The organism is Rhizobium sp. CB3090 (genome assembly GCF_029714285.1).
In the GTDB taxonomy this organism is placed as follows: Bacteria; Pseudomonadota; Alphaproteobacteria; order Rhizobiales; family Rhizobiaceae; genus Rhizobium.
Window position 1 is genome coordinate 520,039 of the sequence record NZ_CP121662.1, and the last position, 25,697, is coordinate 545,735.

Here is a 25,697-nt window from a genome sequence, read left to right on the forward strand (position 1 = left end):
CGTAACCGAAGCATTGACGTCACGCAATATGCGAAAACATCTCCATCACGAAAGGAGAAAAACATGATCACCTGTTTCATCCGCTATGAAATCGATCCGTTCAAGAAAGGGGCCTTTGCCGAATACGCCAGGGCCTGGGGGCAGGTCATCCCACGCAACGGCGCTGATCTCATCGGCTATTTCGCACCGCATGAGGGTTCGGCGACGACTGCATACGGCGTCTACAACATCGAGAGCCTGGCTGCTTACGAAGCCTATCGCGCCCGCCTCGCAGCCGACCCGCTCGGCAAGGCGAACTACGATTTTTCCCAGCGCGAGCGCTTCATCATCAAGGAAGATCGCATCTTCCTGAAAAACGTGTCATTGCCGCACGGTCCAAAGGTGATGCCATGATCGCCGTCATTTTCGAGGTGGTTCCCTATCTTGGAGAGCGGCATCATTATCTCGATCTTGCCGGCAAGCTGCGCGCTGAGCTTGAAACGATCGACGGCTTCATTTCCATCGAGCGTTTCGAGAGCCTGACGCAACGCGGCAAGCTTCTTTCGCTGTCCTTCTGGCGCGACGAGGCGGCGGTCAAGGAATGGCGTAATCGCGAAGCGCACCGTGCGGCCCAAAAAGCCGGGCGAGGGGCGATATTTGCCGACTATCGGCTGCGTATTGCGCATGTAGTGCGTGACTACGGGATGAATGATCGGGACGAGGCACCGGCGGACAGCAGGGCGGTGCATGATGAATCCGGGACCCTGAGCGACGACGGACAATCGACGCAAGCTTGAGAATTTGCAAAATGTGGTGCCCGCTTTAGCCTTTGGTAACCAACTTAGGTAACCATAACACTCAGTTAAGAGCATCGAGTAAGTGTAACAGCGAGTATCACATGGCGTCAGTTTTCCCGCTTGCCGATCTTAGGACCTCTGCAGTTCCGGGGTCCTGGATCGACACGATCATCAAGGGCGATTGCGTGGCCGCTCTTGAAGCACTGCCCACCCATTCCGTCGACGTTATCTTCGCGGACCCGCCGTATAATCTGCAGCTCGGCGGCACGCTGCATCGCCCCGATCAGTCGCTGGTCGACGCAGTCGACGACGAGTGGGATCAGTTTGCCTCTTTCGAGGCCTATGACGCCTTTACCCGCGCCTGGCTGCTTGCCTGCCGTCGCGTGCTGAAGCCGACGGGCACGATCTGGGTCATCGGCTCCTATCACAATATCTTCCGCGTCGGCGCGACGATGCAGGATCTGAGCTTCTGGATCCTCAACGACATCGTCTGGCGCAAGACCAATCCGATGCCGAATTTCAAGGGCCGCCGTTTCCAAAACGCCCATGAAACGATGATCTGGGCGAGCCCGAACGCCAAGGCCAAGGGCTACACCTTCAACTATGACGCTATGAAAGCCGCCAATGACGATGTGCAGATGCGCTCCGATTGGCTGTTCCCGATCTGCAGCGGCGGCGAGCGGTTGAAGGATCAGGACGGCAAGAAGGCGCATCCGACACAGAAGCCGGAAGCCCTGCTTGCCCGCGTCATCATGGCGTCGTCCAAGCCCGGCGACATCATTCTCGATCCCTTCTTCGGTTCGGGCACCACCGGCGCCGTCGCCAAGCGTCTCGGCCGCCACTTCGTCGGCATCGAGCGCGAGCAAGATTATATCGATGCGGCCAGCGCCCGTATCGCTGCCGTCGAGCCGCTCGGCAAGGCAGAGCTGACCGTCATGACCGGCAAGAAGGCTGAGGTTCGCGTCGCCTTCAACGTGCTGATCGAAAGTGGCCTCATCAAGCCCGGCCAGGTGCTGACGGATGCGAGGCGCCGCTACAGCGCCATCGTGCGCGCTGACGGCACGGTCGCTTCCGGCGGCGAAGCCGGCTCCATTCATCGCCTCGGCGCGAAAGTGCAGGGCCTTGATGCATGCAACGGATGGACGTTCTGGCACTTAGACGATGGGCAGTCCCTGCGCCCGATCGACGAGCTGCGCTCGATCGTCCGCAATGATCTGGCCAAGGCGGAATAATTCCAACTCTTTGCGCAGCACTCGTCCGAAAGCCTTTCCCGGCTTTCACGATCATGCCGCAGCCGGATCCGCGTATCCGCCTTCTTCCGTCGAGTACCTCCAGTTAGGGAAGAAGGCGAGACGCCCAGGGTTCGCGAATCCTGGGCGCTTTTTTTGCCCGACGTTCAAAATTCCTGATAATCCGTCACCTCGACCCGCACGACGCGTCCGTCTTCGTCGAAGGTGATCGTCTCTTCGCCCTCGCGGATCAGCGGCTTGCCGGTCTTGCTGTTCGTCGCTCGTACGGACCAGACGGAGCGGCCGGAAAGCGGTGTCAGCGTTTCCACCAAGGAATTGACGGCGGTTTGATCCGGATAGGTGTCGAAGTATCCCCGAAATGCCTCCATGATCGCCTCGCGGCCCGCAAGGCTACCGACGCCGTTGGAGACATAGGTGGCATTCTCCGCGAAGAAATTTTCGATCGCCTCGTAGTCGAGCCTGTTGATCGCGTCGTGAAACAGGATGATACGTTTTGCCGGATCGAAAATCATGAGCTTAAACCTTGATGCCGTAGGCGGCGAGATCACTGCGCAACTTCTCGGCGCCGCTGAAATGGACTGCATTCCAACCCGCGGCTATTGCGCCTTCGACATTGGCGAGCGAATCGTCGATGAAGATGGTGGAGGCCGGGTCGAGACCGAAACTCTTCACATGCGCGTCATAGATTGCGACATCCGGCTTGATCAGGCCGATATCGCCGGACACAGTGACGCCGCGCGGCTTGGAGAGGAACTCGAAGCGCGTCTGCGCTTCGCGAAACGTGTCGGAGGCGAAATTGGTCAGCATGGTGACATCGCGGCCCTCGGCAATCAGCTTCTCCAGGATGGCGACGCTATCGTCATAGGCGTGCGGCACCATGTCGTGCCAATTTTTGCGAAAGGCACGGATTTGCTCTTCGCGCTCGGGATGTTCGGCGATCAGCAGCGCTTCGGCCTCTTCCCAGGTCCGGCCGCGATCCTGTTCGATATTCCATTCATTTGTGCAGACATTGGCGAGGAACCAGGTCCGCTCCGCCTCGTCGGGGATGATGCGGCTATAGGGGATGCTCGGATCGTAGTGAACAAGCACCTTGCCGATGTCGAAAACGATGTGCCGGATTTCCGTAGTCATGAATTGTGTCCCGATGTGTAAGCGTTGGCTTTATCGAATGCGCGTGGAATAGCCTGTGCGATCGCTTTTTTCATGACGGTCGGCAAGGCCTGCACTTCAAGATTTGTAACCGGCTCCCACCATCCTTCATTGCGGGCAGTCTTCGTTGCCACCTGAGCGCGATAGATCGATAGCCGCAGTTCGAAGTGCGTGAAGACATGTGTAACGGTTCCGGCTGCCTGCCAATCGGCCGGGAAGGGAGCGGCGGTAGCACTGGTCTCGCCGTCGATCCGCGCGGTCCAGCCGGTGGTCGGCACTTCCGTCATGCCGCCGAGAAGCCCACTGGCGATGCGCCGGCGCAGATAAATCTCGCCATTGCCATTCACAGCCACGAAAGCGGCACCCTGGCGCACCGGCTTTTCCTTCTTTGCCGCTTTGACCGGAAAATGTTCGGGATCATGCAGCCGCAATGCCTCGCAGGCATTGTTGAAAGGACAGAGCGCACAGGCCGGTCGTTTCGGCGTGCAGATCGTCGCGCCCAGATCCATCATTGCCTGCGCGAAATCGCCGGGACGATCGGCTGGCGTCAGCAATGCCACCTTCTGCTTCATCAGTGGCTTGGCTGCGGGCAACGGTGTGGCAATGGCATCAAGGCGGGAGATGACGCGCTCCACATTGCCGTCCATGACAGCCGCTTGCCGGTTGAAGGCGATGGCCGCGACTGCTGCTGCCGTATAATCGCCGATTCCCGGCAGGGCGCGCAATCCATCCTCGGTATCCGGGAACTGTCCGTCATGCTCAGCCGCCACGGCCTCCGCACATTTCTTGAGATTGCGGGCGCGGGCATAATAGCCAAGCCCGGCCCAGGCAGCCATGACATCGTCGGTGGGTGCTGCCGCAAGATCACGAACCGTTGGCCAGCGCTCGATGAATTTGGCGAAATAGGCTTTGACCGCCGGCACGGTGGTCTGCTGCAACATCACTTCGGACAGCCAGATGTGATAAGGATCGGGCCGGACGCCACGCGCTGCCATCGGCGGCGAAATCCGCCAAGGCAGGTCGCGGTGATGACGGTCGTACCAGCAAAGAAGCTCTCCGCTCAGGGACGATATCTGCGATGAAATATCCATAATTTCCTTCGGTGAAGCGATTACATCCAACTCTCTAGACGCGATTGCTCGGGAAGTGAAAGTCGGAAAATATGAGATCCCCTAAATGGCGGAGATGAAGGAGAATTCATCATGCTTATCGAGCTTTTCGATCGTCTGTTAAATGCAAGTCCCAACCTGGGGCTTCTGAATATCTGCGTGACAGAAATTCTTTTCTTATCGCTTGTCTATTGTTTGATGTGGAAGTTATCGCACACACAACCATTTAAGGTTCTCATCGCTTATCTCAAGCAAGAATTACGGCCGCAGCAAGAGAAGCGCTCGGATCGCTCTCAAATGTTTTATCATGCCTTCGGTGCGCTCATCTTCCTTGTAATGGCGCTGAGTGTCTACGCCGCGTCGTCGGTGGTGTTACTCGTTGCAGCTTGGCACACAGGTGAGAAGGGCGTATTTCCCTTACAACTGTTGGCCCTGGGATTTTTCCTTCTTGGTCTTGTTGCAACGCAACTGATGCGCAACAATGCAGTGAAAGAGTGGAGATTATTTCGTGCTCTTCTGCAAAACAGAAAAGGCAGTTCTCTTTGACATTCCTGCCGCGCCAATGCTTCGTTCTGACGCTGGGAAGCGACCTATAGCCTCAAGATGAGCGAATATCGTCTGTCAAAAATGCCGCGTCGCGGCGAAAAACAGATTTCCGAGCTGACCAACGGCATCATCGATCCCGTGCTGGCCAAGCGCGCAGGCATCAACACTGCGCTGCTCGGTTCGTGGGACGAGATCGCCGGCGAGGATTTCGCTGAATGCACGCGGCCGGAAAAGATCGCCTGGGCCAAACGCGGTTCGGGCGAAGATGGCGGTTACCAGCCTGGTGTGCTGACCATCGCCTGCGAAGGCGCCCGCGCCCTGTTTCTGACCCACGCACAGGGCGAACTCATCCAGCGTATCAACGGCTTCTTTGGCTTTCATGCCGTTAGCCAGATCCGCATCGTCCAGAAGCCGGTCTCCATTGCCTCCAAACGCTCGCGCAAGCCGCCGCCGCTGAAGGGCGAGGCGGCGCGAAAGCTGGATGACATGATGGACGGCATCGAGGACGACAAGCTGCGCGCGGCACTTCAGAGGTTGGGCACGGCAATGGTTTGGAAGCGGGGTAAGAGATAATCCAGTCTTGCTTTGTTAATGACACTGTCATACTCGGAGACATTTGCGAGGAGCTGGATATGAGAAGCAGCAAGCCGATAACGGTTACACTTGGTAGCCAACAACGCGGCGTAGACGCCCGACTGGAATCCGGAGCATACGATTCCGCCAGCGAAGTCTTGCGCGCTGCTTTAAGGGCGTTGGACCGTGAAGAAGAACTCATCAATCAAATCATGCGCGCAAAGATCCAGGAAGCGCTTGATGACCTGCGGCCCGGCAGAGATGCCGACGAAGTTTTTGATAGAGTCGAAAGAATGCATGCCGCGCGGATGAAAGCGGCTGGTCGTGAACTATAGGGTTGTTTTCAGTGCTTTTGCCGAGGACGACCTTATCGGTATCTATGAATTCATTGCGAAAGACAGCCCAGGCCGCGCGCTGTCGTTTGTCCAACGGCTGGGGGTTCAGTGCAGAACACTTGAAACGATGGCCGCACGAGGTCCTCAACGTGAGAGTTTAGGGCCGGGTGTTCGCATCATGATATTCGAGCGGCGGGTTACCGTTGCTTATCACATCAAGAACGAGCAAGGTCATTGTTCTGCGTTTCTTTTATGCGGGCCAAAATATCCCGTCGACCTTGATCGAAGAGCACTGAACTCGCATGGACCGCTCATCCCCATCAATTCTAACAATCATTTAATCTCTTTGTCCTCGGTAGGTCACAATTCTTTGAAGAAAGTTAGCCAACCGTGCCTTGTTAGTAGCAACTAGGCGTTATATCGCAGTGAACCATCAAAGACCTCTTAAACGACGGGTGACTTATGCCGATGTCTGACATGCTCTTGACCAAACGCCACTTGCTGGGCGGCACTGCCGTTGCGGCTCTCTCCCTGGCGTTCGCTGCCTTTGCCGACACCGCATTCGCCGCTAATGCCACCTCAGCCGGCGGCGCTCAGGAGACCACCAACAGCGCCGCCTCGCCGGAAGATGCGGTTCCGTCGCCGGAAGGCAACGTCGACATGAACGAGGTGCTGAAGCCCGGCCCGCTGCCGGAAATCGCGCTCGGCAAGGAAGACGCGCCGGTCAAGATCGTCGAATACATGTCGCTGACCTGCCCGCACTGCGCGCATTTCGCCACGACCACCTTCGACACGATCAAGCAGAAATACGTCGACACCGGTAAGGTCCGCTTCATTATCCGCGAATTCCCCTTCGATCCGCGCGCCGCCGCGGCCTTCATGCTGGCCCGTTGCGCGCCGCAGGAACAGTATCTTCCCATGATCGATATGCTGTTCAAGCAGCAGATCGCTTGGGCTTCGCCGGATGTCGATGGCCGTGCCGCACTGCTGCAAATGTCGAAACTTGCCGGTTTTACTGAGGATAGCTTTACGAAATGCTTGACGAACCAGAAGCTTCTGGATGATGTCAACTCAGTTAGGGAACGTGCAGCCAAAGACTTCGGCGTCAATGCTACGCCGACCTTCTTGATCAACGGCAAGCGTTATGCAGGGGACATGTCGGTTAATGCCATGTCGAAGCTCATCGACAGCCTTCTCTGATCCGTGCCTTTTCGAAACGGCGGGCGGCGGGGAAACCTGCGCGCCCGTTTTTTTGTGCCCGGCTGTTACCTTCTCCCCCGCGGGGAGAAGGTCGCGCGTAGCGCGGGTTGAGGGGGCGTTACGGGGAGGACTGGGCTCTAGGCATGGCTTGAGGTATTCGTCGCTGCGCTCCTCATCCCCCTCATCCGCCCTTCGGGCACCTTCTCCCCGTCGGGGAGAAGGGGGGGAATGCCCATGAAGTTCAACCGGCTTCGTCTGGTCGGCTTCAAGTCCTTCGTGGAGCCGGCGGAATTCGTCATCGAGCGCGGTTTGACCGGCGTCGTCGGGCCTAACGGCTGCGGCAAGTCCAATCTCGTCGAAGCGCTGCGTTGGGTGATGGGCGAGAATTCCTACAAGAACATGCGTGCCTCCGGCATGGATGATGTCATCTTTTCCGGTTCCGGCAATCGCCCGGCGCGCAACACCGCTGAAGTCGGCCTCTATCTCGACAACAGCGACCGCACGGCACCTGCCGCCTTCAACGACAGCGACGAAATCCAGGTGACCCGCCGCATCGAGCGGGAGCAGGGCTCGCTCTATCGCATCAATGGCAAGGAGGCCCGCGCCAAGGATGTGCAACTGCTGTTCGCCGATGCCTCGACCGGTGCGCGTTCGCCGTCGATGGTCGGGCAGGGGCGTATCGGCGAGCTGATCCAGGCCAAGCCGCAGGCGCGTCGGCAGCTTCTCGAAGAGGCGGCAGGTATTTCCGGCCTGCATTCGCGCCGGCATGAGGCCGAACTCCGTCTGCGTGCCGCGGAAGGTAATCTCGAGCGTCTCGACGATGTGACCTCGCAGCTTGAAAGCCAGATCGAGAGCCTGAAGCGCCAGGCGCGTCAGGCCAACCGCTTCAAGATGCTCTCCGCCGATATCCGCGCCCGCGAAGCCATGCTCCTGCACATCCACTGGAAACAGGCCAAGGAGGCGGAGGCGGAGGCGGATAGCGCCCTCAACCAGGCAACTGTTCTGGTCGCGGAAAAGGCACAGATACAGATGGAGGCGGCAAAGGCACAGGGCATCGCCAGCTTCAAGCTGCCGGACCTGCGCGACGAGGAGGCGAAAGCCGCTGCCGCATTGCAGCGCCTGCAGTTTGCCCGCAATCAACTGGAAGAGGATGCCAATCGTATCCTGCGCCGCCGCGACGAGCTGACTCGCCGCCTTGCGCAACTGGCTGAAGATATCAGTCGTGAAGAACGCCTCGTCGCCGACAATGCCGCGATCCTCGCCAAGCTCGATGCCGAGGAGGTCGATATTGCCGACATCCTTGCCGATTCCGGCCGGCTTGCCGAGGAGACGCGCGAGGCATTCGATGCGGCAGCCGCCAAGCTCGCCGACAGCGAGCGTATTTTTACTGCCCTGACTGCAGAGCGCGCCGAGGCTGCCGCCGCCCGCAATCAGCTCGAACGCGCCATCCGCGATCTTGCCGACCGCAAGATGCGGCTGGAACGCCAGATGGAAGAGGCCAGCCGAGAGCTTGACGCGATCGATGAGAAGATAGCCGCCTTGCCGGACCCGAGCGAAAAGCGCGATCTGGTCGAAGCTGCTGAAACCGTCGTTGCCGATGCCGAGGCGGCGATCCAGCTTGTCGAAGCGGCACTTGCCAAGGCCCGCGAGACCGAAGCTTTATCGCGCGCGCCGGTCGATCAAGCCCGTTCGCGATTGAATGCCTTGGAAACGGAAGCGCGCACGATCGCCAATATGCTGGCGGCGGGAGCGACTTCGGCCACATTTGCACCTGTTGCGGAAGAGCTGCGCGTCGATCGTGGCTTCGAGACCGCGCTGGGTGCCGCCCTAGGGGACGATCTGGAATCGCCACTGGATCCGCAAGCGCCGGTCTATTGGTCCGACAATGGCAGCGGCGCAACCGATCCCGCCTTGCCGGAGGGCGTCGTGCCGCTGATTTCGCATGTTGGCGCACCGGCGGTCTTGACGCGACGTCTTCGCCAGATCGGGCTTGTTGCTGCCGAAGATGCCCTGCGTCTCATGCCGGCCTTGAAGCCGGGCCAGCGACTGGTGACGAAGGACGGCGCTGTATTTCGTTGGGATGGGCATGTGACCGGGGCAGACGCCCCCAGCGCGGCGGCTTTGCGACTGGCGCAGAAAAATCGCCTTGCGGAGCTCGAGGCTGAAGCCGAGATAGCACGCGATGTCCTGGCCGAGGCCGAGGAACACTTGGCGATTGCCGGTGACGCGATCCGGGCCAAGGAAGGCCGTCTTGTTGTGGCTCGTGATACCAGCCGGCTTGCTGCCCGCCAGCTCGCGGAGGCTCGCGAAGCATTGGCGATGGCGGAGCGTGCCTCAGGCGATCTGATCCGGCGTCGCGATGTCATCGCGGAAGCTGCCAGCCATCTGCAGGCGCAGATGGAAGAGGTGATGATACAAGACGAAAATGCTCGCATCGAACTGGAGGATGCGCCCGATCTGACGGCTATCGACCTGAAGCTGCGTGACCAGCAGGCGGATGTTGCCACGGATCGCGGTGCACTTGCCGAGGCGCGTGCGCGTTACGAAGGGCTGAACCGGGAAAACGAGGCGCGGCAGCGCCGCATCCTGGCGATCCGGCAGGAGCGCGACGGTTGGCTCCAGCGCGCAGCCAGCGCGGAAGAGCATATCCAGACCTTGCGCGACCGTGAGGAAGAGGCGCGCGATGAAGCCGCCGAGCTGGACCTTGCTCCGGATGAATTCGAAGACAAGCGTCGCGGCCTGATGAATGAATTGCAGAAGGCCGAGGAGGCGCGGCGCGCTGCGGCCGACCGTCTGGTCGAGGCGGAAATCGTTCAGCGTGAGGCTGACCGCCAGGCGGCCACGGCGCTGTCGGAACTGGCGGAAAGCCGAGAAAAGCGTGGCCGCATCGAGGAGCGGCTGGTTTCTGCCCGCGAGCGTCGTCAGGAGAGCGAGTTGCGCATCCGCCAGGCGCTGAATGTCGAGCCGCATGAGGTATTGCGGCTTGCCGGCCTGTCGGCGGGGCAGAATGTTCCCGATTTGCGCGAGGTTGAGCGCGAGCTGGAGCGGCTGAAGATCGAGCGCGAGCGTCTCGGTGCCGTCAACTTGCGCGCTGAGGAGGAAAGCAAGGAATTGACGGAACGGCTGCGGGCCCTGATCAAGGAGCGGGACGACGTCATCGACGCCATCCGTAAGCTGCGCGGTGCGATCCAGAGCCTCAACCGCGAAGGCCGTGAGCGGCTGATCGCTGCTTTCGACGTTGTCAATGTGCAGTTCCAGCGGCTGTTTACCCACCTCTTCGGCGGCGGCACGGCCGAGCTGCAATTGATCGAATCCGACGATCCGCTGGAGGCCGGCCTCGAAATCCTCGCCCGTCCGCCGGGCAAGAAGCCGCAGACCATGACGCTGCTTTCCGGTGGCGAACAGGCGCTGACGGCGATGGCGTTGATCTTTGCCGTCTTCCTGACGAACCCGGCGCCGATCTGCGTGCTGGACGAAGTGGACGCGCCGCTCGACGACCACAATGTCGAACGCTATTGCAATCTCATGGACGAAATGGCCGCCTCGACCGAGACGCGTTTCGTGGTCATCACCCACAATCCCATCACCATGGCACGCATGGATCGTCTCTTCGGCGTGACCATGGCCGAACAGGGTGTCTCACAGCTTGTTTCCGTTGATTTGCAGACCGCGGAGCAACTGCGGGAAATTGCTTGAGGCGCCTCTTTCCGATTGGAAAAAAGAGAAACCATTTCCATATCGACAAGAAATTGCTGCTTCGGCTGCCGCACAGCCGGAAAGCGTGTTAGATTTCTTTTCGATCAATAATACGTGGCGCTGATCCGCCCGGAAGGGAAGCATGTCTGGATTTGATGGCGGTATTTTCGATGTCCTCGGAATATTCGCCGTGTTTTTTCTTGTCGCCGCCAATGGCTTTTTCGTCGCCGCTGAGTTTTCGCTCGTCTCCGTTCGGCGCAGCCGCGTGGCCGAGCTTGTAACCGAGCGGCGGATGAACGCCGCGGCCCTGCAACGAGCGGTCGACAATCTCGACGCCAATCTCGCAGCCACCCAGCTCGGCATCACCATATCCTCGCTCGCGCTCGGCTGGGTCGGTGAACCGGCGCTTGCCCATCTGATCGAGCCGCTTCTCGATTTTCTGCCCGGCTCCTGGGCCGCTGCCGGATCGCATGCCGTGGCCGTCGCGATTTCCTTCATCATCATCACGGCCTTGCATATCGTCCTTGGCGAACTTGCGCCGAAGAGCCTGGCATTGCAGCGCAGCGAAGGCACCGCCCTGGGCGTGGTGCGGCCGCTTGGCCTGTTCCTGTTTTTGCTCCGCCCGGCGATCTTTGTGTTGAACGGCCTCGGAAATATGGTCGTGCGTCTCTTCGGCTTACGGCCGGGCACCGGCGAAGGCTCTCTGCATTCCCCCGCGGAAATCAAGCTTCTGGTGGCCGAAAGTCAGGAGGCGGGCCTGCTGGAGCAGGCTCAGCAGGAGCTGGTCGAACGTGTCTTCAACATCGGTGACCGCGATGTCTCCGACATCATGACGCCGAGGCTGGAGGTCGATTGGATCGACGCCGAGGACACGTCAGAGGAGATGCTGAAGGCTATTCGCGAAAGCCGGTTCGAACAGCTCCTCGTCGGTCGCGGGACGATCGATGAACCGATCGGCATGATTCTGAAGAAGGATCTTCTCGACCAGCTCCTGAACGGCCAACCGCTCGATCCGATTGCGGTCATGCGTCAGCCTCTTATCGTTCATGAAGCGACGGCCGTTTTCAAGGTGCTCGAAAGCTTCAAGCGCGCCCCCGTCCGTCTCGCCATGGTCATCGATGAATATGGCAGCTTGGAGGGTATCGTCACGCAGACGGACCTGTTGGAAGCCATTGCCGGCGACCTGCCGGATATCGAGAACGAAGGGCCGGATGTCGTCGAGCGGGCCGACGGCTCGTTGCTGATTGAAGGCATGATGCCGGCCTATGATGCGTTCCAAAGGTTAGGCCTGCGTGAGCCCTCCGAAGACGGCAATTTTCACACCTTAGCCGGTTTTGCGCTTTTCCAACTCGGTCATATTCCGGAGGTCGGGGAGAGCTTTACGTTCGATGGCTGGCACTTTGAGATTGTCGATCTGGACGGCATGCGGATCGACAAGATTCTGGCGCGGCGGGAGGCGGGGGCTTAGTCGCCCGTATCCGATCGTTAGGTTGCGGTCGATTGCGGATCGTTTGGCTTGCCTTTGAATGGTGCCACCTTGATTTCGCCCTCCCGCCTGCGGGCTTGAGCAATGTCGTAGCTATTCTGCATCCGCATCAGCGTATCCATAGATACGCCAAATGCCTTCTCTATTCTGAGCGCCATTTCTGGCGACAGGTGGGCTCGTTCGTTGAGAAGCGCGGACAAGGCCGGGCGTGTAACGCCCAGCGCCTTGGCCGCGTCAGTGACGGAAAGCTCAAGAGCTTCTATAATCTCGCTTTTGACGAACCCGCCCGGATGGGCTGGGTTTTTCATGCGGATGCCCTGCACGGCATTCATGGCCGCCTCCTAGTGATAATCTTCATAATCGAGGTCGATGATCTCAATTTCTGTCCGGTCTATCCGAAATGTCAGCCGCCAGTTTTTCGTGACAAAGAGGCTCCGGGTGCCTTTACGATCGCCGCTGAGCAGATGCGCTTTCCAACTCGGCACCGTACGCAATTCCTCCTCTTGGTCCATATCCTGGAGGAACGAAATAATTCGCCGCAGTTTCGGCACGAAGGCCGGTTGCAAGCCGGAGGCATCATCCTCTTCGATGAACCGGCGTAGCCCTTTATGAATCACGTTTCTGATCTTCATGACTTCAATTAGTGGCTCATGCGTCTTGTGTCAAGCGACGCTTTACGCATCCGTTATTACGCGCAGTTTTCAACGCCGTGAATCCGATATTTATTGTGCAGCGCAACATTTCGCCGCATTTGTCGATTTTCATTTCCGCCTCAATGAATTAAGTTCAACCTTGGGAGTTGGACGGGGGAAAATGACGAAGTGGGTTTATACATTCGGCGACGGAAAGGCCGAGGGTCGCGCCAAGGATTATGAGCGGCTGGGGGGGAAGGGCGCCAATCTCGCTGAAATGTGCAGCCTGGGCCTGCCGGTTCCCCCTGGCTTGACGATCATCAGCGAAGCCTGCGCTTTCTATTACAAGAACGGTCGCAACGTTCCGGAAGACCTGAAGCCGCAGGTGATGCAAGGGCTGAGGCAGATGGAGGCAATCACCGGGCGCAAGTTCGGCGATACCGTTCGCCCGCTGCTCGTTTCCGTGCGCTCCGGCGGGCGCGCCTCCATGCCCGGCATGATGGATACCGTCCTCAATCTCGGCCTCAACGACGATACAGTGCAGGCGCTCGGCCATGATGCCGGCGACGCCCGCTTTGCCTGGGACAGCTATCGCCGCTTCATCCAGATGTATGCCGATGTCGTCATGGGTCTCGACAACGAGATTTTCGAGGAAATCCTGGAGGACGAAAAGGCCCGCCTCGGCCACGAGTTCGATACCGATCTCTCCGCCGTCGAGTGGCAGCATGTCGTCTCCCTCTATAAGGCCATCATCGAGGAGGAACTGGACGAGGCCTTTCCGCAGGAGCCTGAGGTGCAGCTCTGGGGCGCCGTCGGTGCGGTGTTTTCCAGTTGGATGAACCCGCGCGCGGTCACCTATCGTCATTTGCACAATATTCCGGAAGCCTGGGGCACAGCGGTCAATATCCAGGCGATGGTCTTCGGCAATCTCGGCAATTCGTCCGCCACGGGCGTCGCCTTCACCCGCAATCCGTCGACGGGTGAGAAGGAGCTCTACGGCGAATTCCTGGTCAATGCGCAAGGCGAGGATGTCGTCGCCGGCATTCGCACGCCCCAGAGCATTACCGAGGCGGCCCGCATCGCCTCCGGCTACGACCGGCCGTCTATGGAAAAGCTGATGCCGGAAGCCTTTGCGGAATTCCGCCGCATCTGCGCCGAGCTCGAATCGCATTACCGCGATATGCAGGATTTGGAATTCACCATCGAGCGCGGCAAGCTATGGATGCTGCAGACCCGCGCCGCCAAGCGCACCACCAAAGCGGCGATGAAGGTCGCTGTCGACATGGTCGACGAGGGTGTGATCACCAGGGAAGAGGCCGTTTCGCGCATCGAGCCCTCGACCCTTGACCAGCTCCTTCACCCGACCATCGATCCGCGCGTGCACCGCGAGGTCATCGGCTCCGGCTTGCCGGCCTCGCCGGGGGCCGCGACCGGCGAGGTCGTCTTCACCGCCGAGGAGGCGATCATCGCCGAAGAGGAGGGCCGCAAGGTCATTCTCGTGCGCATCGAGACAAGCCCGGAGGATATTCACGGCATGCATGCCGCCGAGGGAATTCTCACCACACGCGGCGGCATGACCAGTCATGCGGCGGTGGTTGCCCGCGGCATGGGCATTCCCTGCGTCGTCGGCGCCGGCACCATGCGCATCGACATGCGCAACGAAAAGCTAATTGGCATAGGCGTCACCCTGAAAAAGGGCGACATCGTCACCATCGACGGCTCCACCGGTCAGGTGCTCAAGGGCGAGGTGCCGATGATCCAGCCGGAACTCTCCGGCGATTTCGGCCGCATCATGGCCTGGGCCGATCATGCGCGCCGCATGACAGTGCGCACCAATGCGGATACGCCGGCAGACGCTCGCGCCGCCCGTTCCTTCGGCGCCGAAGGCATCGGCCTTTGCCGCACCGAACACATGTTCTTTGAAGGCGACCGTATCCATGTCATGCGGGAGATGATCCTCGCGGAAGGTGAGGAGGGCCGCCGCGCCGCGCTCGCCAAACTCCTGCCGATGCAGCGGCTCGATTTCACCGGCATGTTCACCATCATGCACGGCCTGCCGGTGACCATCCGTTTGCTGGACCCGCCATTGCACGAGTTCTTGCCGAAGACGGACGAGGAGATCGCCGAAGTGGCCGGTCTCATGGGCATGGAGCCGGCCATATTGCGCCAGCGCGTCGATGCGCTGCATGAGTTCAATCCCATGCTCGGCCATCGCGGCTGCCGCTTGGCGATTTCCTATCCCGAAATCGTCGAGATGCAGGCCAGAGCCATCTTCGAGGCGGCGGTCTCAGCCGCAAAGGAGACGGGTGCGGCCGTCGTGCCGGAGATCATGGTGCCGCTGGTCGGCCTGCGCTCGGAGCTTGATTACGTCAAGACGTGTATCGATGCGGTGGCCCGCGCCGTCATGACGGAAGCGAAGATGAAGATAGATTATCTTGTCGGCACGATGATCGAGCTGCCGCGCGCTGCCCTTCGCGCCCACATCATCGCTGAAGCCGCCGAATTCTTCTCTTTCGGCACCAACGACCTGACGCAAACCACCTTCGGCATGTCGCGCGACGATGCCGCCGCCTTCATTCCCACCTATCAGCGCAAGGGGATCATAGAACATGATCCCTTCATCTCGCTCGACTTCGACGGCGTAGGAGAGCTGATCCGCATCGCTGCCGAGCGCGGCCGCCGCACACGCAACGATATGAAGCTCGGCATCTGCGGCGAACATGGCGGCGATCCGGCCTCGATCCATTTTTGCGAGGAGATCGGGCTCGATTATGTATCGTGCTCGCCTTTCCGCGTGCCGATCGCAAGGCTTGCAGCAGCGCAGGCGGCAATCAGAGGCAAGGTATAGCTTTCGTCGCGGGAAGTGGCGAAGCGATCAATGATGCCAATGGCGGTGATAATATCCCGGCCCGACCACGATAGACGGTCCCCAGAAGAAATCATCATTGCTTTCCATGAAAGCACGCTGATCGGCGCGCCGGCTCAGATCCTGGTTCATCAGGCAGTTGGCGAAATTCTCAGTGCCGCGGCGAAAGCCGTAGCTGCTGCATCTCGCTTCATCCGCCGCGCGAATCTCCTCCGCCGTCTGACAGGCTGACAGCGTCAGGACCATGACGATGAGGGAGAGTGCGGGAAAAATACGCATGACTCGATATCCTCGGCACAAATATGCATGCGGAAATTATAGTCTCCCTCAGTGAGGTGCGAAAGGCATATCGCCGCCAGTTCATCACGAACCGTTGAACGGCGTGGGCAGGGGGCTTTGGCCGCTCATGCGTCGTCGCGCGGCCTTGCGGGGAGGCGCTGCAGCAGATCGATGAAGGCATCGGCGAAGCGGAGCAGGGGCTCGGTTTCCTCATCCGGCTTCAGCAGGCGGATTTCCGCATCGTCCTCGTCGAGCACCGCGAAGATCACGCGCATGGTCTCGCCATCCTCCGGGATCCGCAGAACCGCAAGCCGGCGGCAGTCCGATATCAATCCCTTGGCTGGGAGATCGAACAGGAATTCGCCGTGCGCAGCCCGGGCGGCATCTCGCACTGCTTCGCAAAAAGCAGCCTCGCCACCGGAAAAACCTTCGAGCGATAATTCCAGCTCCAGGAGTTCGAGCGGCAGGGTCGGATCGGCGGCATCGGCGACCGTGCCGGCCGCTGCAGGCAACGGCTTGGCGGCGATGTCCGGCGAATGCATCGTTTCCATCTCCTCAAGTCCTTTCATAGCCTAAGTAAAAACCCCAAAAAGCATGACCTCTTTTCAGAATTTAAGCAAGTACTCACATTTTTACGCTGACAACCCCCATAACCGCCTTGCTGTCGGATGTTGATCATCCCCCCGAGATCCGATTTATTTTCGCCATGTCTTGCTTTAAACATGAGGCGATCTCCGGGATTGGGGTGCATCCGCCTTCCGATCCGACGCGCCGACGAGCTTTTGATGACCATTCGCTTCGACCGTCCCGTTTCGCATGCCGCCCGTGCCGCGCGCCTGATTGCGTCCTTTGCGCTGGTGCTGTGCGCGGTGATTCTGGTCGGCCATCGATTCGGGCCGCTGGAAACGCCCTATTTCGTCCTGCTGATGCTGATTTCCGCCGGCTTTGCAGCGGTGGCGGTGCTGCTTGCTGCCATCGGCTTGTCGCAGCTCTGGCGGCTTGCCGCCATAGGTGGCGTTTCGGCTTTCAAGGCGCTGATCTACGCCGCGCTGCCGCTGGCAATCGTCGGCATCGGCGTGGAGCGCTATTGGACCCGGCCCAACATCTACGATGTCTCCACCGATCTGGTTGACGCCCCGGAGTGGTTGGCGCCGCCGCAGGCCAAGCAGATCTGGCTGCCGGCAAGGCATTTTGTGACGGCAGAGGATCGCGAGGCGCAATATGCCGCCTATCCAGCGCTGACCGGCCGTCGTTACGAAGGTGCGATCGACCGCGTGCTGGAAGCGGTGCGGAAGGTCGCCAAGGACAATCATATCACCATCGTCAAGGCCGAAGGCGCCGATGTCGTTGATCCGAACAGCGATGAAAAGCCGAAGCGTCGTACCCCGCGGCCGAACCAGAGCCAGACACCAGACGATACTGCCGTCACCGATATGCCCGATATCGTCCCCGTGCCGACGCCGCGCCCCTTCCGCGACGGGGTGGCTGAGCTGATCCGCCAGAACTCCGACGTCGTGCTGCAGGGAGTGACCCGCACCCGCATTCTCGGTCTGAATTTCGATGTGCTGATCCGCCTGCGGGAAGAGGCGGAGACAACGCTTGTCGATGTCCGCGTCGCTTCCCGCTATGGCCAGGATGATCTCGGCATCAGCGCCAACATAGCGGAAAGCTACCTGAAGGCGCTGGATGCCGAACTCCTCGGCATCGCCGGAAGCTGAAGCCGCTTACGCCAGGCGATACGCTCCGAACAGCGCCGGCGGCCCGTCCGTTTCTACCTGGCCTTTCCCCACCAGATCCTCCAGATGCGCCAGCACCGAGAGCGCGGCGGCGCCATGCAGGCGCGGGTCGGTGTCGCGATAGATGGCCTTCACCATGTCGGGAATCAGGCGGTCGCCGGCCTTGATCCGCTCCAGAACGGCGCGTTCGCGCATGCGCCGATGGGTTCTCAGGCCGCGCATGAAGGAGGCGGGTTCCATCACCGGGCCGCCATGACCGGGGAAGAACCGGCGGTCGTCGCGGGCAAGCAGCCGCTCGAGCGACGCCATATAGTCGGACATGGAGCCATCAGGGGGTGCCACGATCGTCGTTGCCCAGGCCATGACATGATCGGCGGAAAACACGATGCCGCTGCCCTCCAGCGCAAAACAGGCGTGATTGGCCGTGTGGCCCGGCGTCAGCAATGCGGTCAGTTCCCAACCGTCTCCAGAGATGCTTTCGTTGTCACCAAGCATGATATCTGGCCGGAAATCCGTATCCGAGCTTTCGGCGAAGGGATTGATCTCGCCCTCATGCAGTGGCCGCGCCGCACGATGCGGCCCTTCGCCGACCGTAAGCGCACCCGTTGCCTCCTTCAGCCGCTTGGCGAGCGGGGAATGATCGCGATGGGTATGGCTGACGAAGATATGCGTCACCTCGCGCCCCTTCAGCGCCGCCATCAGCGCCGCGAAATGCGCCTCATTCTCCGGCCCGGGATCGATGACCGCCACGGACGAGCCGCCGACGATATAGCTGTTGGTGCCGTGAAAGGTGAAAGCGCTGGGATTGTTGACCGTCAGCCGCTCGACACCGGGCGCGATAGGCACGACGCGCCCATAGGCGGGCTCGAAGGCAAGGTCGAATTCAGGAACGCTCATCGTTTGTATTCAATTTCAATGAAGGCCATTGGCTCCGACCCGGCATTGACCACATTATGCTCGACGCCGGCATCGCGCCGATAGGCCGCGCCCTTGGCGAGATCGACGCGCCGGCTTTCCGGCCCTTCCTCGATCAGGAACCGGCAATCCGTCATCGGCACCACGACATAGCCGAGACCATGCACATGATGCCCCGTATCGGCGCCCGGCTCGAAATCCCAGCGGGTGATGCGCACCATGGCGTCGTCGACAAGCACCGAAGGGACTGCCGGAGGGCGGGCGCGAAACAGGCTCATTGGATCTCCCGGGTGGATTTTGGAACAACAAGCCCTATCATAGCCCCGCCGGAAGCACACAGAAATATGCGCTCACGCATAACTTAATGATTGTGAGCGGATGCGACCTTTGCTAATCAGACGCCGATTTGGCGCGAACAGTCGCCACATCGCACTGTTGGGGCGTAGCCAAGCGGTAAGGCAGCGGTTTTTGGTACCGCCATCCCCTGGTTCGAATCCAGGCGCCCCAGCCATCTTCCGGATTTCTAAAATCAACTGCTAAGTAACGCCATAGTCTCATGACCGATCCATATTGGCTATTTGGGGTCGCGAAACTTCTCGTAGATGCTCATAATCACAAATCCCAGGAGGGATAAGATTCCTGCAGCAGCCCATAATTCATATCGAGCACCAAAAATCTTGACTCTAATCGTTCCAATTGCAGGAATAAAAACGCCCCAAAAGAATATAAGAAAACAAGCGACCAAACATAAAATAAAAAACGTTTCCAACGGTTGCTTTAAAAAATCGGAAATCAAATTTTTCCGAAACTCTCGTTCACTGAAAAACCTGAAAACACCGATGATGGCAAAGCCGGTCATTATAATGGACAGGATTGCAGCCATGCCGTCACCAAATCTTTGACCATCGTTTGAACGCTGTGATGTCAGCTTTCGTCAGCTTGAACCATTCTCCGCGTGTCCGCTTCTCCGAAAATCGCTTATGCCAATATGCTTCGATGCCTGCTGGGTCATCGGTTAAGATTGAATGGACAAGCTCTATTTTTTGCGGAAGCTCGATCTGGATTTGCCGCCCGCGCTTGTTCAATGATTTTGTGTAGCCGATTTTGTAGTCTGAACCGTGGCGCTGCATGTAGACGTATCCGACAACGACAGCATCCTCCACTTCTGATTTTTTGTTTCGGCGGGGTGGAACGTAGTCTCTAGCGAAGCTCGCAATCTTATAATCGCCTCGGCGCTCCGCGTATTCTGCAAGCGCGGCAGCCAGTTCTGCCATTTTCCAGCGCGCGAATAGGGTGGCGGAACTGGGTGCACCGCTGAGCCTCGGGAATTCATATTCGATATCGCCGGTTGTCGGAAACCGGCCAAGCCGACTCGCAATCTCGGCCACGGCTTGGAGGAGGTCATCGCTATCGAAAGCGGCTTGATATTCGTTCGGTTCGAAACCTGCGTCCGCTAGTGCATCCGTCCAACTGCGCCAAATTCTTCCACGCCACGTATGCGGTCCAATGCCGGTTTCGCCCTGAAATTTCTCGCGACCCGGAGCCTTGCCGTCCCGCTGCGCGATATCCTTTATCTTTGAAATTATCTCTTGCCTGATCAGTTCATGATTCATTTGCGCCTTCCTAATGACTCAGGCATCATGCCAACGTCCCATAAAAAGAAAAGCTTAGTGATCTTCACTGATAGACGATCAGCTACGGATCTAGCGTCTTCTACAGCGGCCTAGATCGAGCCGCTTGATTACATCAGGATATTCAACAAAAAAGCAGGCGATCCATTCGAGCCGCGGCGATATTCCGTCCCCGATGCCCCCGAGGCTCAGCTCGCCTTTTCCGGCAGTTCGGCGCGTAGGAGGAGTCAAGCTACCGTCTCACATTCGCCCCACCCAAACTTCTTTGCCCCTTCAATGCCTTGTTGCGCCTCTACGATGACGCGCGAATCGCTGTTCGAGGCGATCGACATGCGACCAGGACGAACGAGGGGAGTGGAACATGACGGACGCCAAGAGTGGCATCGCAGGCTTAAGGCCACACATCACTGTCATTGGCGTAGGCGGTGGCGGCGGAAATGCGATCAATAACATGATTGCTGAAAATTTGGCGGGTGTAGAGTTCATCGCGGCCAATACGGACGCTCAGGTGCTTGCGACATCAAAGGCATCACGCCGCATCCAACTCGGGGCAAATGTAACGGAAGGTCTCGGTGCAGGTTCGCTGCCGGAAGTTGGCCGCGCGGCGGCCGAGGAGTCGATCGATGAGATCATGGATCATCTCAGCGGTTCGCACATGTGTTTCGTCACGGCCGGAATGGGCGGCGGAACAGGGACGGGTGCCGCACCGGTGATCGCTCACGCTGCCCGTTCGGCCGGCATCCTGACCGTCGGCGTCGTCACGAAACCGTTTACCTTCGAGGGCAATCGCCGCATGAAGACAGCCAATCTCGGCATCGAAGCGCTGCAGCAGGCAGCCGATACGGTTATCGTCATTCCCAATCAGAATCTATTTCACATTGCCGATGCGAAGACCACGTTCGCGGATGCCTTCTTGACTGCTGATCGCGTTCTTTATTCCGGCGTCGGATGCATCACCGATCTCATCGTCAAGGAAGGCCTGATCAATCTTGATTTCGCAGATGTGAAATCGGTCATGCGTGGCATGGGCCGAGCCATGATGGGGACGGGCGAGGCCACGGGGGACGACCGGGCGATGAGAGCGGCCGAGGCGGCAATCGCGAACCCGTTGCTGAATGACGTTTCGATGCGAGGCGCCAAGGGTGTCCTGGTCTCGATCTCCGGCGGTTCGGATATGACGCTCTTCGAAGTCGACGAAGCTGCGAGCCGCATTCGCGACGAAGTGCAAGGCGACGCGGAAATCGTCATCGGCGCGATCTTCGACCCTAATCTTGACGGCAGGTTCCGTCTGTCTGTTGTGGCGACGGGATTGGAAGGTGGCCCACTCCCTGATCCGATGGAGGCTTTCGCCCTGGATCTGGAGCCGAAGCCTACGCTGCAGTAGCAGGCGCGATATGCACCAAACAAAAACAGGCGACCCTTCCGAGCCGCCTGCGATATTCCGTCCCCGATAGATCCGAGGCTCAGCTTGCCTTTTCCGGCGGCGCCAGCAGTTCGGCGCAGTAGGAGGAGCCGTTGACGCCCGGCTGGTCGCCGAGGATGTGGATCGAGCGGATGACATAGCTCTGGTTGGTGACGATATCGGCCTTGCAGCTCAGATAGAGCTTGCTCTTCTTTGCGCCCTTCTTGCCGCCGACGGTGACCGTCTTGTAGCCGCCGCGCCAGGTGTAGACGCGGTTGCCGCCTTCGTCGCGGTCGGAGATCGGCGGACCAAAGGAGGCGAAGAACCGGCCGGCCGATTGGCCCTCCCAGCGGTCCTGAACCGGGTTGCTCGCAATCGTCGGAAGAGCTGTGCCTGTGGTGGAGCAGCCGGCCAGGGCCAGCAACAGCCCCGCCGCGGTAATCATGCGGATATTCATCGTATCGTCCTTGAGCTTCTGTCTCGCAATCGGCTGCGGAAACGCCGCTGTCCCACGACATTTCCGCCTGTCCCGCTAAGGCTTTAGCGCCAAAGCCGGCAAAAGAAAATTCCCATCCGCGTGTACAAAGTGGGATTTTGCCGAATGTGTTGCGTCTTACGCACGTCGGCCGGTTCGATGCCTATTTTTCTGCCGATTTTCTAAGCAATTGCCTTTGTAATCTTTTCGTCAAAAATCAGTTGGTTTTTTTGATTTTGGTCCTTGTGCATCAAAAATGGCTGGTCTATAGAAGCGCCGCTGGTCCGGAGTGTAGCGCAGTCTGGTAGCGCACCACGTTCGGGACGTGGGGGTCGAGTGTTCGAATCACTCCACTCCGACCAGCCTGAAAAGCCCGCATTTGCGGGCTTTTTTCGTATTTGGACTTCAGGGCCGAATTCTTTACCAATTATTTTCTTTTGATGTCCGGCGAGTCCGGTTGTGAATGCTGTATCGCCTGATGATCTGGCGATGGCCGTAGATCCATGTCTGAGCAGGCCCGGCATCGAATGCCGTTTAAGTCGCGAGCTTGCAGTTAAAAACTAATTTAATTAATTAAAAAGTTTCGTTGAAATTCAAAAATTGAATGTTATTATCTAATTGTTAGGCGACTCTCCGCCTACGTGGCTGCACCTGCAGTCACACTGGGCCGCCCTCATCGTCCCCGACAGGCGGCCCAATTTTTTGTCACTATTTTGATTTTTACTGATGTGAGACGTGCCTAGCTACCGAGCAATAAGGGGCTGCAGTCAACACCGCGGCGAAGCACCGCTTTATGCTTGTTGACAAAAACTAAGTCAGTCTTACTATTAGGTTGCTAGATTAGATTGACCTCCAATCTGCGCGCATGTGGTCTGGCCGTTTCCCTCGGCCAGGCCACTTCTGTTTTTGCGTGGCTTTGCTTCTTGCTGGCCAGTGGCATGCCTTGCGATCGTGCCCGAATGCGGGATTGTTCCCGATTTTTTCGGTTGTATTTATCCTCCGCTCACGGCCTTCTATCGGTGCAACAAACCGCCGACAGTGGTTGCTGCGTGATATCCTTTTGCAGCGTTAGCGTTTTCGTTGCGGAAAACACTATATAGAGACTTGAGCGGGACGGCTCCGTCGATGCCGAGGAGGGCGCCCGCATGAAGAGGCGAGGGACAAGGATGCAGTCTAGACGGGGACGAAATGACGGTGCGGCTTTGAGTTGGTTTGCAGCGAGGGATAGGCTCGTCGTCGCCGGTCTTTCCGGGCTGGCGCTGACTGTTGCAATCCTGCTCGTATCCGGTGCGCCCAAATCTGCGCAAGCCGGCGATTGCGGCAGTGTTGCTTCGCCAGGTCTCGATTGGAGCGAATGCAGCAAAAACAATATCATGCTGCAGGGCAGCGACCTGCACGGAGCCAATCTTGCCGGCGCTCATTTCGACGGTACCGATCTCAGCAACGCCAATCTGACCTCGGCAAATCTGGAAAAGGCAACGCTGGTCCGCGCATGGGTGAAGAATGCGCACGCCGAAGGGGCGAATTTCTCGCGGATCGAGGCCTACCGCTCCGATTTCAGCAACGCCGTAGCCAATGGCGCCGCATTTGCCAGCGCCGAACTGCAACGAGCCGAATTCAGCGGTGCTCAACTTACCAATACGGATTTTCAGAAGGCCGAGCTTGGCCGCGCCGATTTTGAAAAGGCAGCATTGGGAAAGACCAATTTTTCACTCGCCAATCTTTCCCGCGCCGCTCTGAGCGGCGCGGCGATCAACGGCCCGGTCGCCTTTAGCGGCGCCTTCATGTATCTGACGCGTATCGAAGGGCTCGATCTCTCGGCTGCCACCGGCCTGGAACAGCAGCAGATCAATCTTGCTTGCGGCGATAAGGCGACCAAGTTGCCCGCCGGGCTGAAAGCGCCGGAAGGCTGGCCCTGTCCGCCTGACGACAAGGATTGAGGCCAATCTGGCCGGTAACGACATAAACGAAAGGCGGCAATCCGATGTTCATAGAAAAGACGACCCAGCACGACAGCAAACCTGAATTCTACCGTGAGCTTGCCGGCCAGTTGCAGGCGCTGCTCGACGGCGAGACCGATCCGATCGCCAACGCCGCCAACACCTCGGCGCTGATCTATCAGATGCTGCCGGATATCAACTGGGCCGGCTTCTATTTCCTACAGTCGGATGACGAGCTCGTGCTTGGGCCGTTCCAGGGCAAGCCGGCCTGCGTCCGCATAGCGGTCGGCCGTGGCGTCTGCGGGACGGCGATCGAGAAGGAGCAGTCGATCCTTGTCGACGACGTGCATGCCTTCCCAGGCCATATCGCCTGCGATGCCGCCTCCCGTTCGGAGCTGGTGGTGCCGATATTCCGCGAAGGCTACGTTTTCGGTGTTATCGATCTGGACAGCCCGCTCCCCGGTCGCTTCGACGCCGACGACCAGGCGGGCATCGAGGCCTTAGCGACGATTTTTACCGCTGCCTGCGACTGGGATGACTGATCGACGTTAGATGGCGGGGCCATCCCCGCTTATGCGATATGGCAAATCGCTTGCTCCATACCTATATTTCCGTCGCAACCACTCCCGCGACGCTCATCGAGCTTGATGTCTGTAACGATATCCAGTGTTCTCTCGTAGTACCTGGTTGAGTTCGAAATATGCGTCTAAGGGCAAGGAGAACAGGAATGCAGAATTACCGCAAGACTTCCGAGGCTATAGCGAAGCTGTCTCCCGAGCAGTACCGCGTGACGCAGCAAAGCGGTACCGAGCGTCCAGGCACGGGCGAATATCTGAACAACAAGCAGCCCGGCATCTATGTCGATATCGTCTCAGGCGAGCCGCTGTTTGCCTCTTCCGACAAGTTCGATTCGGGCTGCGGCTGGCCGAGTTTCACCAAGCCGATCGAAGCTGCCAACATCAACGAGCTGACTGATCTCTCGCACGGAATGCTGCGCACAGAAGTGCGCTCTATCCATGGCGACAGCCATCTCGGCCATGTTTTCCCGGATGGACCGCAGGATCGCGGCGGCCTACGCTATTGCATCAACTCCGCCTCCCTTCGCTTCGTGCATCGTGACCGCATGGAAGCCGAGGGTTATGGCGCCTATCTCGACCAAGTGGAGGATATCCGATGACTACGGAACGTGCAGTTCTCGCCGGCGGTTGTTTCTGGGGCATGCAGGACCTCATCCGCCGCTATAATGGCGTCATCTCGACGCGCGTCGGCTATACCGGCGGCGATGTCCGCAATGCGACCTATCGCAACCACGGCACCCATGCGGAAGCGATCGAGATCACCTTCGATTCCGAAAAGATCAGCTATCGTGACCTTTTGGAATTCTTCTTCCAGATCCATGATCCGACCACGCGCAACCGCCAGGGCAACGATGTCGGCACCAGCTATCGCTCGGCAATCTTTTATACCAGCGACGAGCAGAAGCGGGTCGCGCTCGATACGATCGCCGATGTCGATGCCTCCGGTCTCTGGCCGGGCAAGGTCGTCACGGAAGTGACGCCGGCAAGCGACTTCTGGGAGGCCGAGCCGGAGCACCAGGATTATCTGGAACGTTTTCCGAACGGCTACACCTGCCATTTCGTCCGCCCCGGCTGGAAACTGCCGGTCCGGCAATCCGATGCGACGCAGCGCGCGGCGTCCTGA

At 59.1% G+C, this 25,697-nt stretch carries 29 protein-coding genes and 2 tRNA genes; 19 read left to right on the forward strand and 12 right to left on the reverse strand.

The features are described 5' to 3' along the window. Window positions 1-63: 63 nt before the first annotated feature. From QA646_RS02510 to QA646_RS02520, 3 genes are all read left to right on the forward strand, one after another. Window positions 64-393, forward strand: a complete 330-nt coding sequence (locus QA646_RS02510) for an NIPSNAP family protein (protein WP_283057392.1) — start codon at window positions 64-66, stop codon at window positions 391-393. Then, entirely contained in the window at window positions 390-776 is a 387-nt protein-coding gene (locus tag QA646_RS02515) for an antibiotic biosynthesis monooxygenase (RefSeq protein WP_283057393.1), read from the forward strand. Before QA646_RS02510 ends, QA646_RS02515 begins: the two co-directional genes overlap by 4 nt. Window positions 777-877: 101 nt before the next feature. After that, window positions 878-2,008, forward strand: coding sequence for a site-specific DNA-methyltransferase (locus tag QA646_RS02520; RefSeq protein WP_283057394.1), 1,131 nt, complete (start codon window positions 878-880; stop codon window positions 2,006-2,008). 164 nt (window positions 2,009-2,172) lie between these two features. Here QA646_RS02520 and QA646_RS02525 read toward each other — a convergent pair whose 3' ends face one another. From QA646_RS02525 to mutY, 3 genes are read right to left on the reverse strand one after another with little or no spacing between them, the layout of a single operon-like run. Continuing rightward, a complete protein-coding gene (locus QA646_RS02525) occupies window positions 2,173-2,538 on the reverse strand; it encodes a nuclear transport factor 2 family protein (protein WP_283057395.1) in 366 nt (121 codons plus the stop codon). Between the two features lie 4 nt (window positions 2,539-2,542). Further along, the gene (locus tag QA646_RS02530; protein WP_283057396.1) at window positions 2,543-3,157 is read right to left on the reverse strand and encodes an HAD family phosphatase; all 615 of its coding nucleotides are present in this window, start codon (window positions 3,155-3,157) and stop codon (window positions 2,543-2,545) included. Continuing rightward, entirely contained in the window at window positions 3,154-4,266 is a 1,113-nt protein-coding gene (mutY, locus tag QA646_RS02535; RefSeq protein WP_283057397.1) for an A/G-specific adenine glycosylase, read from the reverse strand. The genes QA646_RS02530 and mutY overlap by 4 nt, the downstream gene beginning before the upstream one ends. 111 nt (window positions 4,267-4,377) lie before the next feature. Between mutY and QA646_RS02540 the strand changes: the two genes are divergently transcribed. The 7 genes from QA646_RS02540 to QA646_RS02570 all read left to right on the forward strand — a co-directional run bounded on the left by QA646_RS02540 (window position 4,378) and on the right by QA646_RS02570 (window position 12,102). Beyond that, on the forward strand, window positions 4,378-4,830 hold the full coding sequence (locus QA646_RS02540) for a hypothetical protein (protein WP_283057398.1): 453 nt from the start codon (window positions 4,378-4,380) through the stop codon (window positions 4,828-4,830). Window positions 4,831-4,887: 57 nt separating this feature from the next. Next, on the forward strand, window positions 4,888-5,403 hold the full coding sequence (locus tag QA646_RS02545) for a DUF721 domain-containing protein (protein ID WP_283057399.1): 516 nt from the start codon (window positions 4,888-4,890) through the stop codon (window positions 5,401-5,403). A gap of 59 nt (window positions 5,404-5,462) precedes the next feature. Beyond that, entirely contained in the window at window positions 5,463-5,738 is a 276-nt protein-coding gene (locus QA646_RS02550) for a type II toxin-antitoxin system ParD family antitoxin (RefSeq protein WP_283057400.1), read from the forward strand. Beyond that, window positions 5,728-6,150, forward strand: coding sequence for a type II toxin-antitoxin system RelE/ParE family toxin (locus tag QA646_RS02555; RefSeq protein ID WP_283057401.1), 423 nt, complete (start codon window positions 5,728-5,730; stop codon window positions 6,148-6,150). The genes QA646_RS02550 and QA646_RS02555 overlap by 11 nt, the downstream gene beginning before the upstream one ends. Window positions 6,151-6,200: 50 nt before the next feature. Further along, on the forward strand, window positions 6,201-6,938 hold the full coding sequence (locus QA646_RS02560; RefSeq protein ID WP_283057402.1) for a DsbA family protein: 738 nt from the start codon (window positions 6,201-6,203) through the stop codon (window positions 6,936-6,938). Window positions 6,939-7,172: 234 nt separating this feature from the next. Next, window positions 7,173-10,634 (forward strand): chromosome segregation SMC family protein, encoded by a 3,462-nt coding sequence (locus QA646_RS02565; RefSeq protein ID WP_283058946.1) that lies wholly within the window; start codon window positions 7,173-7,175, stop codon window positions 10,632-10,634. Window positions 10,635-10,776: 142 nt separating this feature from the next. Continuing rightward, complete coding sequence (locus QA646_RS02570; RefSeq protein ID WP_283057403.1) at window positions 10,777-12,102, forward strand: hemolysin family protein; 1,326 nt, start codon at window positions 10,777-10,779, stop codon at window positions 12,100-12,102. A gap of 17 nt (window positions 12,103-12,119) precedes the next feature. On the opposite strand, the gene QA646_RS02575 is transcribed toward QA646_RS02570, so the two are convergent. Together QA646_RS02575 and QA646_RS02580 are read right to left on the reverse strand one after the other, a co-directional pair. Then, window positions 12,120-12,452, reverse strand: a complete 333-nt coding sequence (locus tag QA646_RS02575) for a HigA family addiction module antitoxin (protein ID WP_283057404.1) — start codon at window positions 12,450-12,452, stop codon at window positions 12,120-12,122. 9 nt (window positions 12,453-12,461) lie between these two features. Beyond that, window positions 12,462-12,752 (reverse strand): type II toxin-antitoxin system RelE/ParE family toxin, encoded by a 291-nt coding sequence (locus QA646_RS02580; RefSeq protein WP_283057405.1) that lies wholly within the window; start codon window positions 12,750-12,752, stop codon window positions 12,462-12,464. A gap of 181 nt (window positions 12,753-12,933) precedes the next feature. Here QA646_RS02580 and ppdK point away from each other — a divergent pair, with 181 nt between their 5' ends. Then, window positions 12,934-15,600, forward strand: a complete 2,667-nt coding sequence (gene ppdK / locus QA646_RS02585; RefSeq protein ID WP_283057406.1) for a pyruvate, phosphate dikinase — start codon at window positions 12,934-12,936, stop codon at window positions 15,598-15,600. Between the two features lie 27 nt (window positions 15,601-15,627). Here the strand turns inward: ppdK and QA646_RS02590 are convergent, their stop codons facing one another. Together QA646_RS02590 and QA646_RS02595 are read right to left on the reverse strand one after the other, a co-directional pair. Beyond that, window positions 15,628-15,897 (reverse strand): hypothetical protein, encoded by a 270-nt coding sequence (locus tag QA646_RS02590; RefSeq protein WP_283057407.1) that lies wholly within the window; start codon window positions 15,895-15,897, stop codon window positions 15,628-15,630. A gap of 125 nt (window positions 15,898-16,022) precedes the next feature. Beyond that, a complete protein-coding gene (locus QA646_RS02595; RefSeq protein ID WP_283058948.1) occupies window positions 16,023-16,439 on the reverse strand; it encodes a hypothetical protein in 417 nt (138 codons plus the stop codon). 243 nt (window positions 16,440-16,682) lie between these two features. On the opposite strand from QA646_RS02595, the gene QA646_RS02600 reads away from it, so the two are divergent. Next, window positions 16,683-17,615, forward strand: coding sequence for a DUF1499 domain-containing protein (locus QA646_RS02600; RefSeq protein ID WP_283057408.1), 933 nt, complete (start codon window positions 16,683-16,685; stop codon window positions 17,613-17,615). A gap of 6 nt (window positions 17,616-17,621) precedes the next feature. Here the strand turns inward: QA646_RS02600 and QA646_RS02605 are convergent, their stop codons facing one another. Both QA646_RS02605 and QA646_RS02610 read right to left on the reverse strand, forming a co-directional pair. Next, window positions 17,622-18,530 carry an MBL fold metallo-hydrolase gene (locus QA646_RS02605; RefSeq protein ID WP_283057409.1) on the reverse strand — a complete coding sequence of 303 codons (909 nt, stop codon included), beginning with the start codon at window positions 18,528-18,530 and terminating at the stop codon, window positions 17,622-17,624. Beyond that, window positions 18,527-18,826: a cupin domain-containing protein gene (locus QA646_RS02610; protein ID WP_283057410.1), complete on the reverse strand. Its 300-nt coding sequence runs from the start codon at window positions 18,824-18,826 to the stop codon at window positions 18,527-18,529. Before QA646_RS02610 ends, QA646_RS02605 begins: the two co-directional genes overlap by 4 nt. A gap of 158 nt (window positions 18,827-18,984) precedes the next feature. Between QA646_RS02610 and QA646_RS02615 the strand changes: the two genes are divergently transcribed. Next, window positions 18,985-19,059 (forward strand) — tRNA-Gln (locus QA646_RS02615). A gap of 63 nt (window positions 19,060-19,122) precedes the next feature. On the opposite strand, the gene QA646_RS02620 is transcribed toward QA646_RS02615, so the two are convergent. Next, window positions 19,123-19,431 (reverse strand): hypothetical protein, encoded by a 309-nt coding sequence (locus tag QA646_RS02620; protein WP_283057411.1) that lies wholly within the window; start codon window positions 19,429-19,431, stop codon window positions 19,123-19,125. A 4-nt stretch (window positions 19,432-19,435) separates the two neighbouring features. Then, window positions 19,436-20,161, reverse strand: coding sequence for a GIY-YIG nuclease family protein (locus QA646_RS02625; RefSeq protein ID WP_283057412.1), 726 nt, complete (start codon window positions 20,159-20,161; stop codon window positions 19,436-19,438). A 379-nt stretch (window positions 20,162-20,540) separates the two neighbouring features. Here QA646_RS02625 and ftsZ point away from each other — a divergent pair, with 379 nt between their 5' ends. Further along, a complete protein-coding gene (ftsZ, locus tag QA646_RS02630) occupies window positions 20,541-21,563 on the forward strand; it encodes a cell division protein FtsZ (protein WP_283057414.1) in 1,023 nt (340 codons plus the stop codon). A 79-nt stretch (window positions 21,564-21,642) separates the two neighbouring features. Here ftsZ and QA646_RS02635 read toward each other — a convergent pair whose 3' ends face one another. After that, window positions 21,643-22,038 (reverse strand): hypothetical protein, encoded by a 396-nt coding sequence (locus QA646_RS02635; RefSeq protein ID WP_283057415.1) that lies wholly within the window; start codon window positions 22,036-22,038, stop codon window positions 21,643-21,645. A gap of 303 nt (window positions 22,039-22,341) precedes the next feature. Between QA646_RS02635 and QA646_RS02640 the strand changes: the two genes are divergently transcribed. The 5 genes from QA646_RS02640 to msrA all read left to right on the forward strand — a co-directional run bounded on the left by QA646_RS02640 (window position 22,342) and on the right by msrA (window position 25,697). After that, window positions 22,342-22,418, forward strand: a tRNA-Pro gene (locus QA646_RS02640). Between the two features lie 804 nt (window positions 22,419-23,222). Then, window positions 23,223-23,996, forward strand: a complete 774-nt coding sequence (locus QA646_RS02645) for a pentapeptide repeat-containing protein (RefSeq protein ID WP_283057417.1) — start codon at window positions 23,223-23,225, stop codon at window positions 23,994-23,996. Window positions 23,997-24,040: 44 nt separating this feature from the next. After that, the gene (locus QA646_RS02650; protein ID WP_283057418.1) at window positions 24,041-24,538 is read left to right on the forward strand and encodes a GAF domain-containing protein; all 498 of its coding nucleotides are present in this window, start codon (window positions 24,041-24,043) and stop codon (window positions 24,536-24,538) included. Window positions 24,539-24,723: 185 nt separating this feature from the next. Further along, window positions 24,724-25,173, forward strand: a complete 450-nt coding sequence (gene msrB / locus QA646_RS02655; protein ID WP_283057419.1) for a peptide-methionine (R)-S-oxide reductase MsrB — start codon at window positions 24,724-24,726, stop codon at window positions 25,171-25,173. Further along, the gene (msrA, locus tag QA646_RS02660) at window positions 25,170-25,697 is read left to right on the forward strand and encodes a peptide-methionine (S)-S-oxide reductase MsrA (RefSeq protein WP_283057421.1); all 528 of its coding nucleotides are present in this window, start codon (window positions 25,170-25,172) and stop codon (window positions 25,695-25,697) included. Before msrB ends, msrA begins: the two co-directional genes overlap by 4 nt.

What these genes read in the sequence shown, in the direction of transcription:
- QA646_RS02510 (WP_283057392.1), top strand. Translation starts at nt 64, where the DNA reads ATGATCACCTGTTTCATCCGCTATGAAATCGATCCGTTCAAGAAAGGG.
- QA646_RS02515 (WP_283057393.1), top strand. Translation starts at nt 390, where the DNA reads ATGATCGCCGTCATTTTCGAGGTGGTTCCCTATCTTGGAGAGCGGCAT.
- QA646_RS02520 (WP_283057394.1), top strand. Translation starts at nt 878, where the DNA reads ATGGCGTCAGTTTTCCCGCTTGCCGATCTTAGGACCTCTGCAGTTCCG.
- QA646_RS02525 (WP_283057395.1), bottom strand. Translation starts at nt 2,538, where the DNA reads ATGATTTTCGATCCGGCAAAACGTATCATCCTGTTTCACGACGCGATC.
- QA646_RS02530 (WP_283057396.1), bottom strand. Translation starts at nt 3,157, where the DNA reads ATGACTACGGAAATCCGGCACATCGTTTTCGACATCGGCAAGGTGCTT.
- mutY (WP_283057397.1), bottom strand. Translation starts at nt 4,266, where the DNA reads ATGGATATTTCATCGCAGATATCGTCCCTGAGCGGAGAGCTTCTTTGC.
- QA646_RS02540 (WP_283057398.1), top strand. Translation starts at nt 4,378, where the DNA reads ATGCTTATCGAGCTTTTCGATCGTCTGTTAAATGCAAGTCCCAACCTG.
- QA646_RS02545 (WP_283057399.1), top strand. Translation starts at nt 4,888, where the DNA reads ATGAGCGAATATCGTCTGTCAAAAATGCCGCGTCGCGGCGAAAAACAG.
- QA646_RS02550 (WP_283057400.1), top strand. Translation starts at nt 5,463, where the DNA reads ATGAGAAGCAGCAAGCCGATAACGGTTACACTTGGTAGCCAACAACGC.
- QA646_RS02560 (WP_283057402.1), top strand. Translation starts at nt 6,201, where the DNA reads ATGCCGATGTCTGACATGCTCTTGACCAAACGCCACTTGCTGGGCGGC.
- QA646_RS02565 (WP_283058946.1), top strand. Translation starts at nt 7,173, where the DNA reads ATGAAGTTCAACCGGCTTCGTCTGGTCGGCTTCAAGTCCTTCGTGGAG.
- QA646_RS02570 (WP_283057403.1), top strand. Translation starts at nt 10,777, where the DNA reads ATGTCTGGATTTGATGGCGGTATTTTCGATGTCCTCGGAATATTCGCC.
- QA646_RS02575 (WP_283057404.1), bottom strand. Translation starts at nt 12,452, where the DNA reads ATGAATGCCGTGCAGGGCATCCGCATGAAAAACCCAGCCCATCCGGGC.
- QA646_RS02580 (WP_283057405.1), bottom strand. Translation starts at nt 12,752, where the DNA reads ATGAAGATCAGAAACGTGATTCATAAAGGGCTACGCCGGTTCATCGAA.
- ppdK (WP_283057406.1), top strand. Translation starts at nt 12,934, where the DNA reads ATGACGAAGTGGGTTTATACATTCGGCGACGGAAAGGCCGAGGGTCGC.
- QA646_RS02590 (WP_283057407.1), bottom strand. Translation starts at nt 15,897, where the DNA reads ATGCGTATTTTTCCCGCACTCTCCCTCATCGTCATGGTCCTGACGCTG.
- QA646_RS02595 (WP_283058948.1), bottom strand. Translation starts at nt 16,439, where the DNA reads ATGCATTCGCCGGACATCGCCGCCAAGCCGTTGCCTGCAGCGGCCGGC.
- QA646_RS02600 (WP_283057408.1), top strand. Translation starts at nt 16,683, where the DNA reads ATGACCATTCGCTTCGACCGTCCCGTTTCGCATGCCGCCCGTGCCGCG.
- QA646_RS02605 (WP_283057409.1), bottom strand. Translation starts at nt 18,530, where the DNA reads ATGAGCGTTCCTGAATTCGACCTTGCCTTCGAGCCCGCCTATGGGCGC.
- QA646_RS02610 (WP_283057410.1), bottom strand. Translation starts at nt 18,826, where the DNA reads ATGAGCCTGTTTCGCGCCCGCCCTCCGGCAGTCCCTTCGGTGCTTGTC.
- QA646_RS02620 (WP_283057411.1), bottom strand. Translation starts at nt 19,431, where the DNA reads ATGGCTGCAATCCTGTCCATTATAATGACCGGCTTTGCCATCATCGGT.
- QA646_RS02625 (WP_283057412.1), bottom strand. Translation starts at nt 20,161, where the DNA reads ATGAATCATGAACTGATCAGGCAAGAGATAATTTCAAAGATAAAGGAT.
- ftsZ (WP_283057414.1), top strand. Translation starts at nt 20,541, where the DNA reads ATGACGGACGCCAAGAGTGGCATCGCAGGCTTAAGGCCACACATCACT.
- QA646_RS02635 (WP_283057415.1), bottom strand. Translation starts at nt 22,038, where the DNA reads ATGAATATCCGCATGATTACCGCGGCGGGGCTGTTGCTGGCCCTGGCC.
- QA646_RS02645 (WP_283057417.1), top strand. Translation starts at nt 23,223, where the DNA reads ATGCAGTCTAGACGGGGACGAAATGACGGTGCGGCTTTGAGTTGGTTT.
- QA646_RS02650 (WP_283057418.1), top strand. Translation starts at nt 24,041, where the DNA reads ATGTTCATAGAAAAGACGACCCAGCACGACAGCAAACCTGAATTCTAC.
- msrB (WP_283057419.1), top strand. Translation starts at nt 24,724, where the DNA reads ATGCAGAATTACCGCAAGACTTCCGAGGCTATAGCGAAGCTGTCTCCC.
- msrA (WP_283057421.1), top strand. Translation starts at nt 25,170, where the DNA reads ATGACTACGGAACGTGCAGTTCTCGCCGGCGGTTGTTTCTGGGGCATG.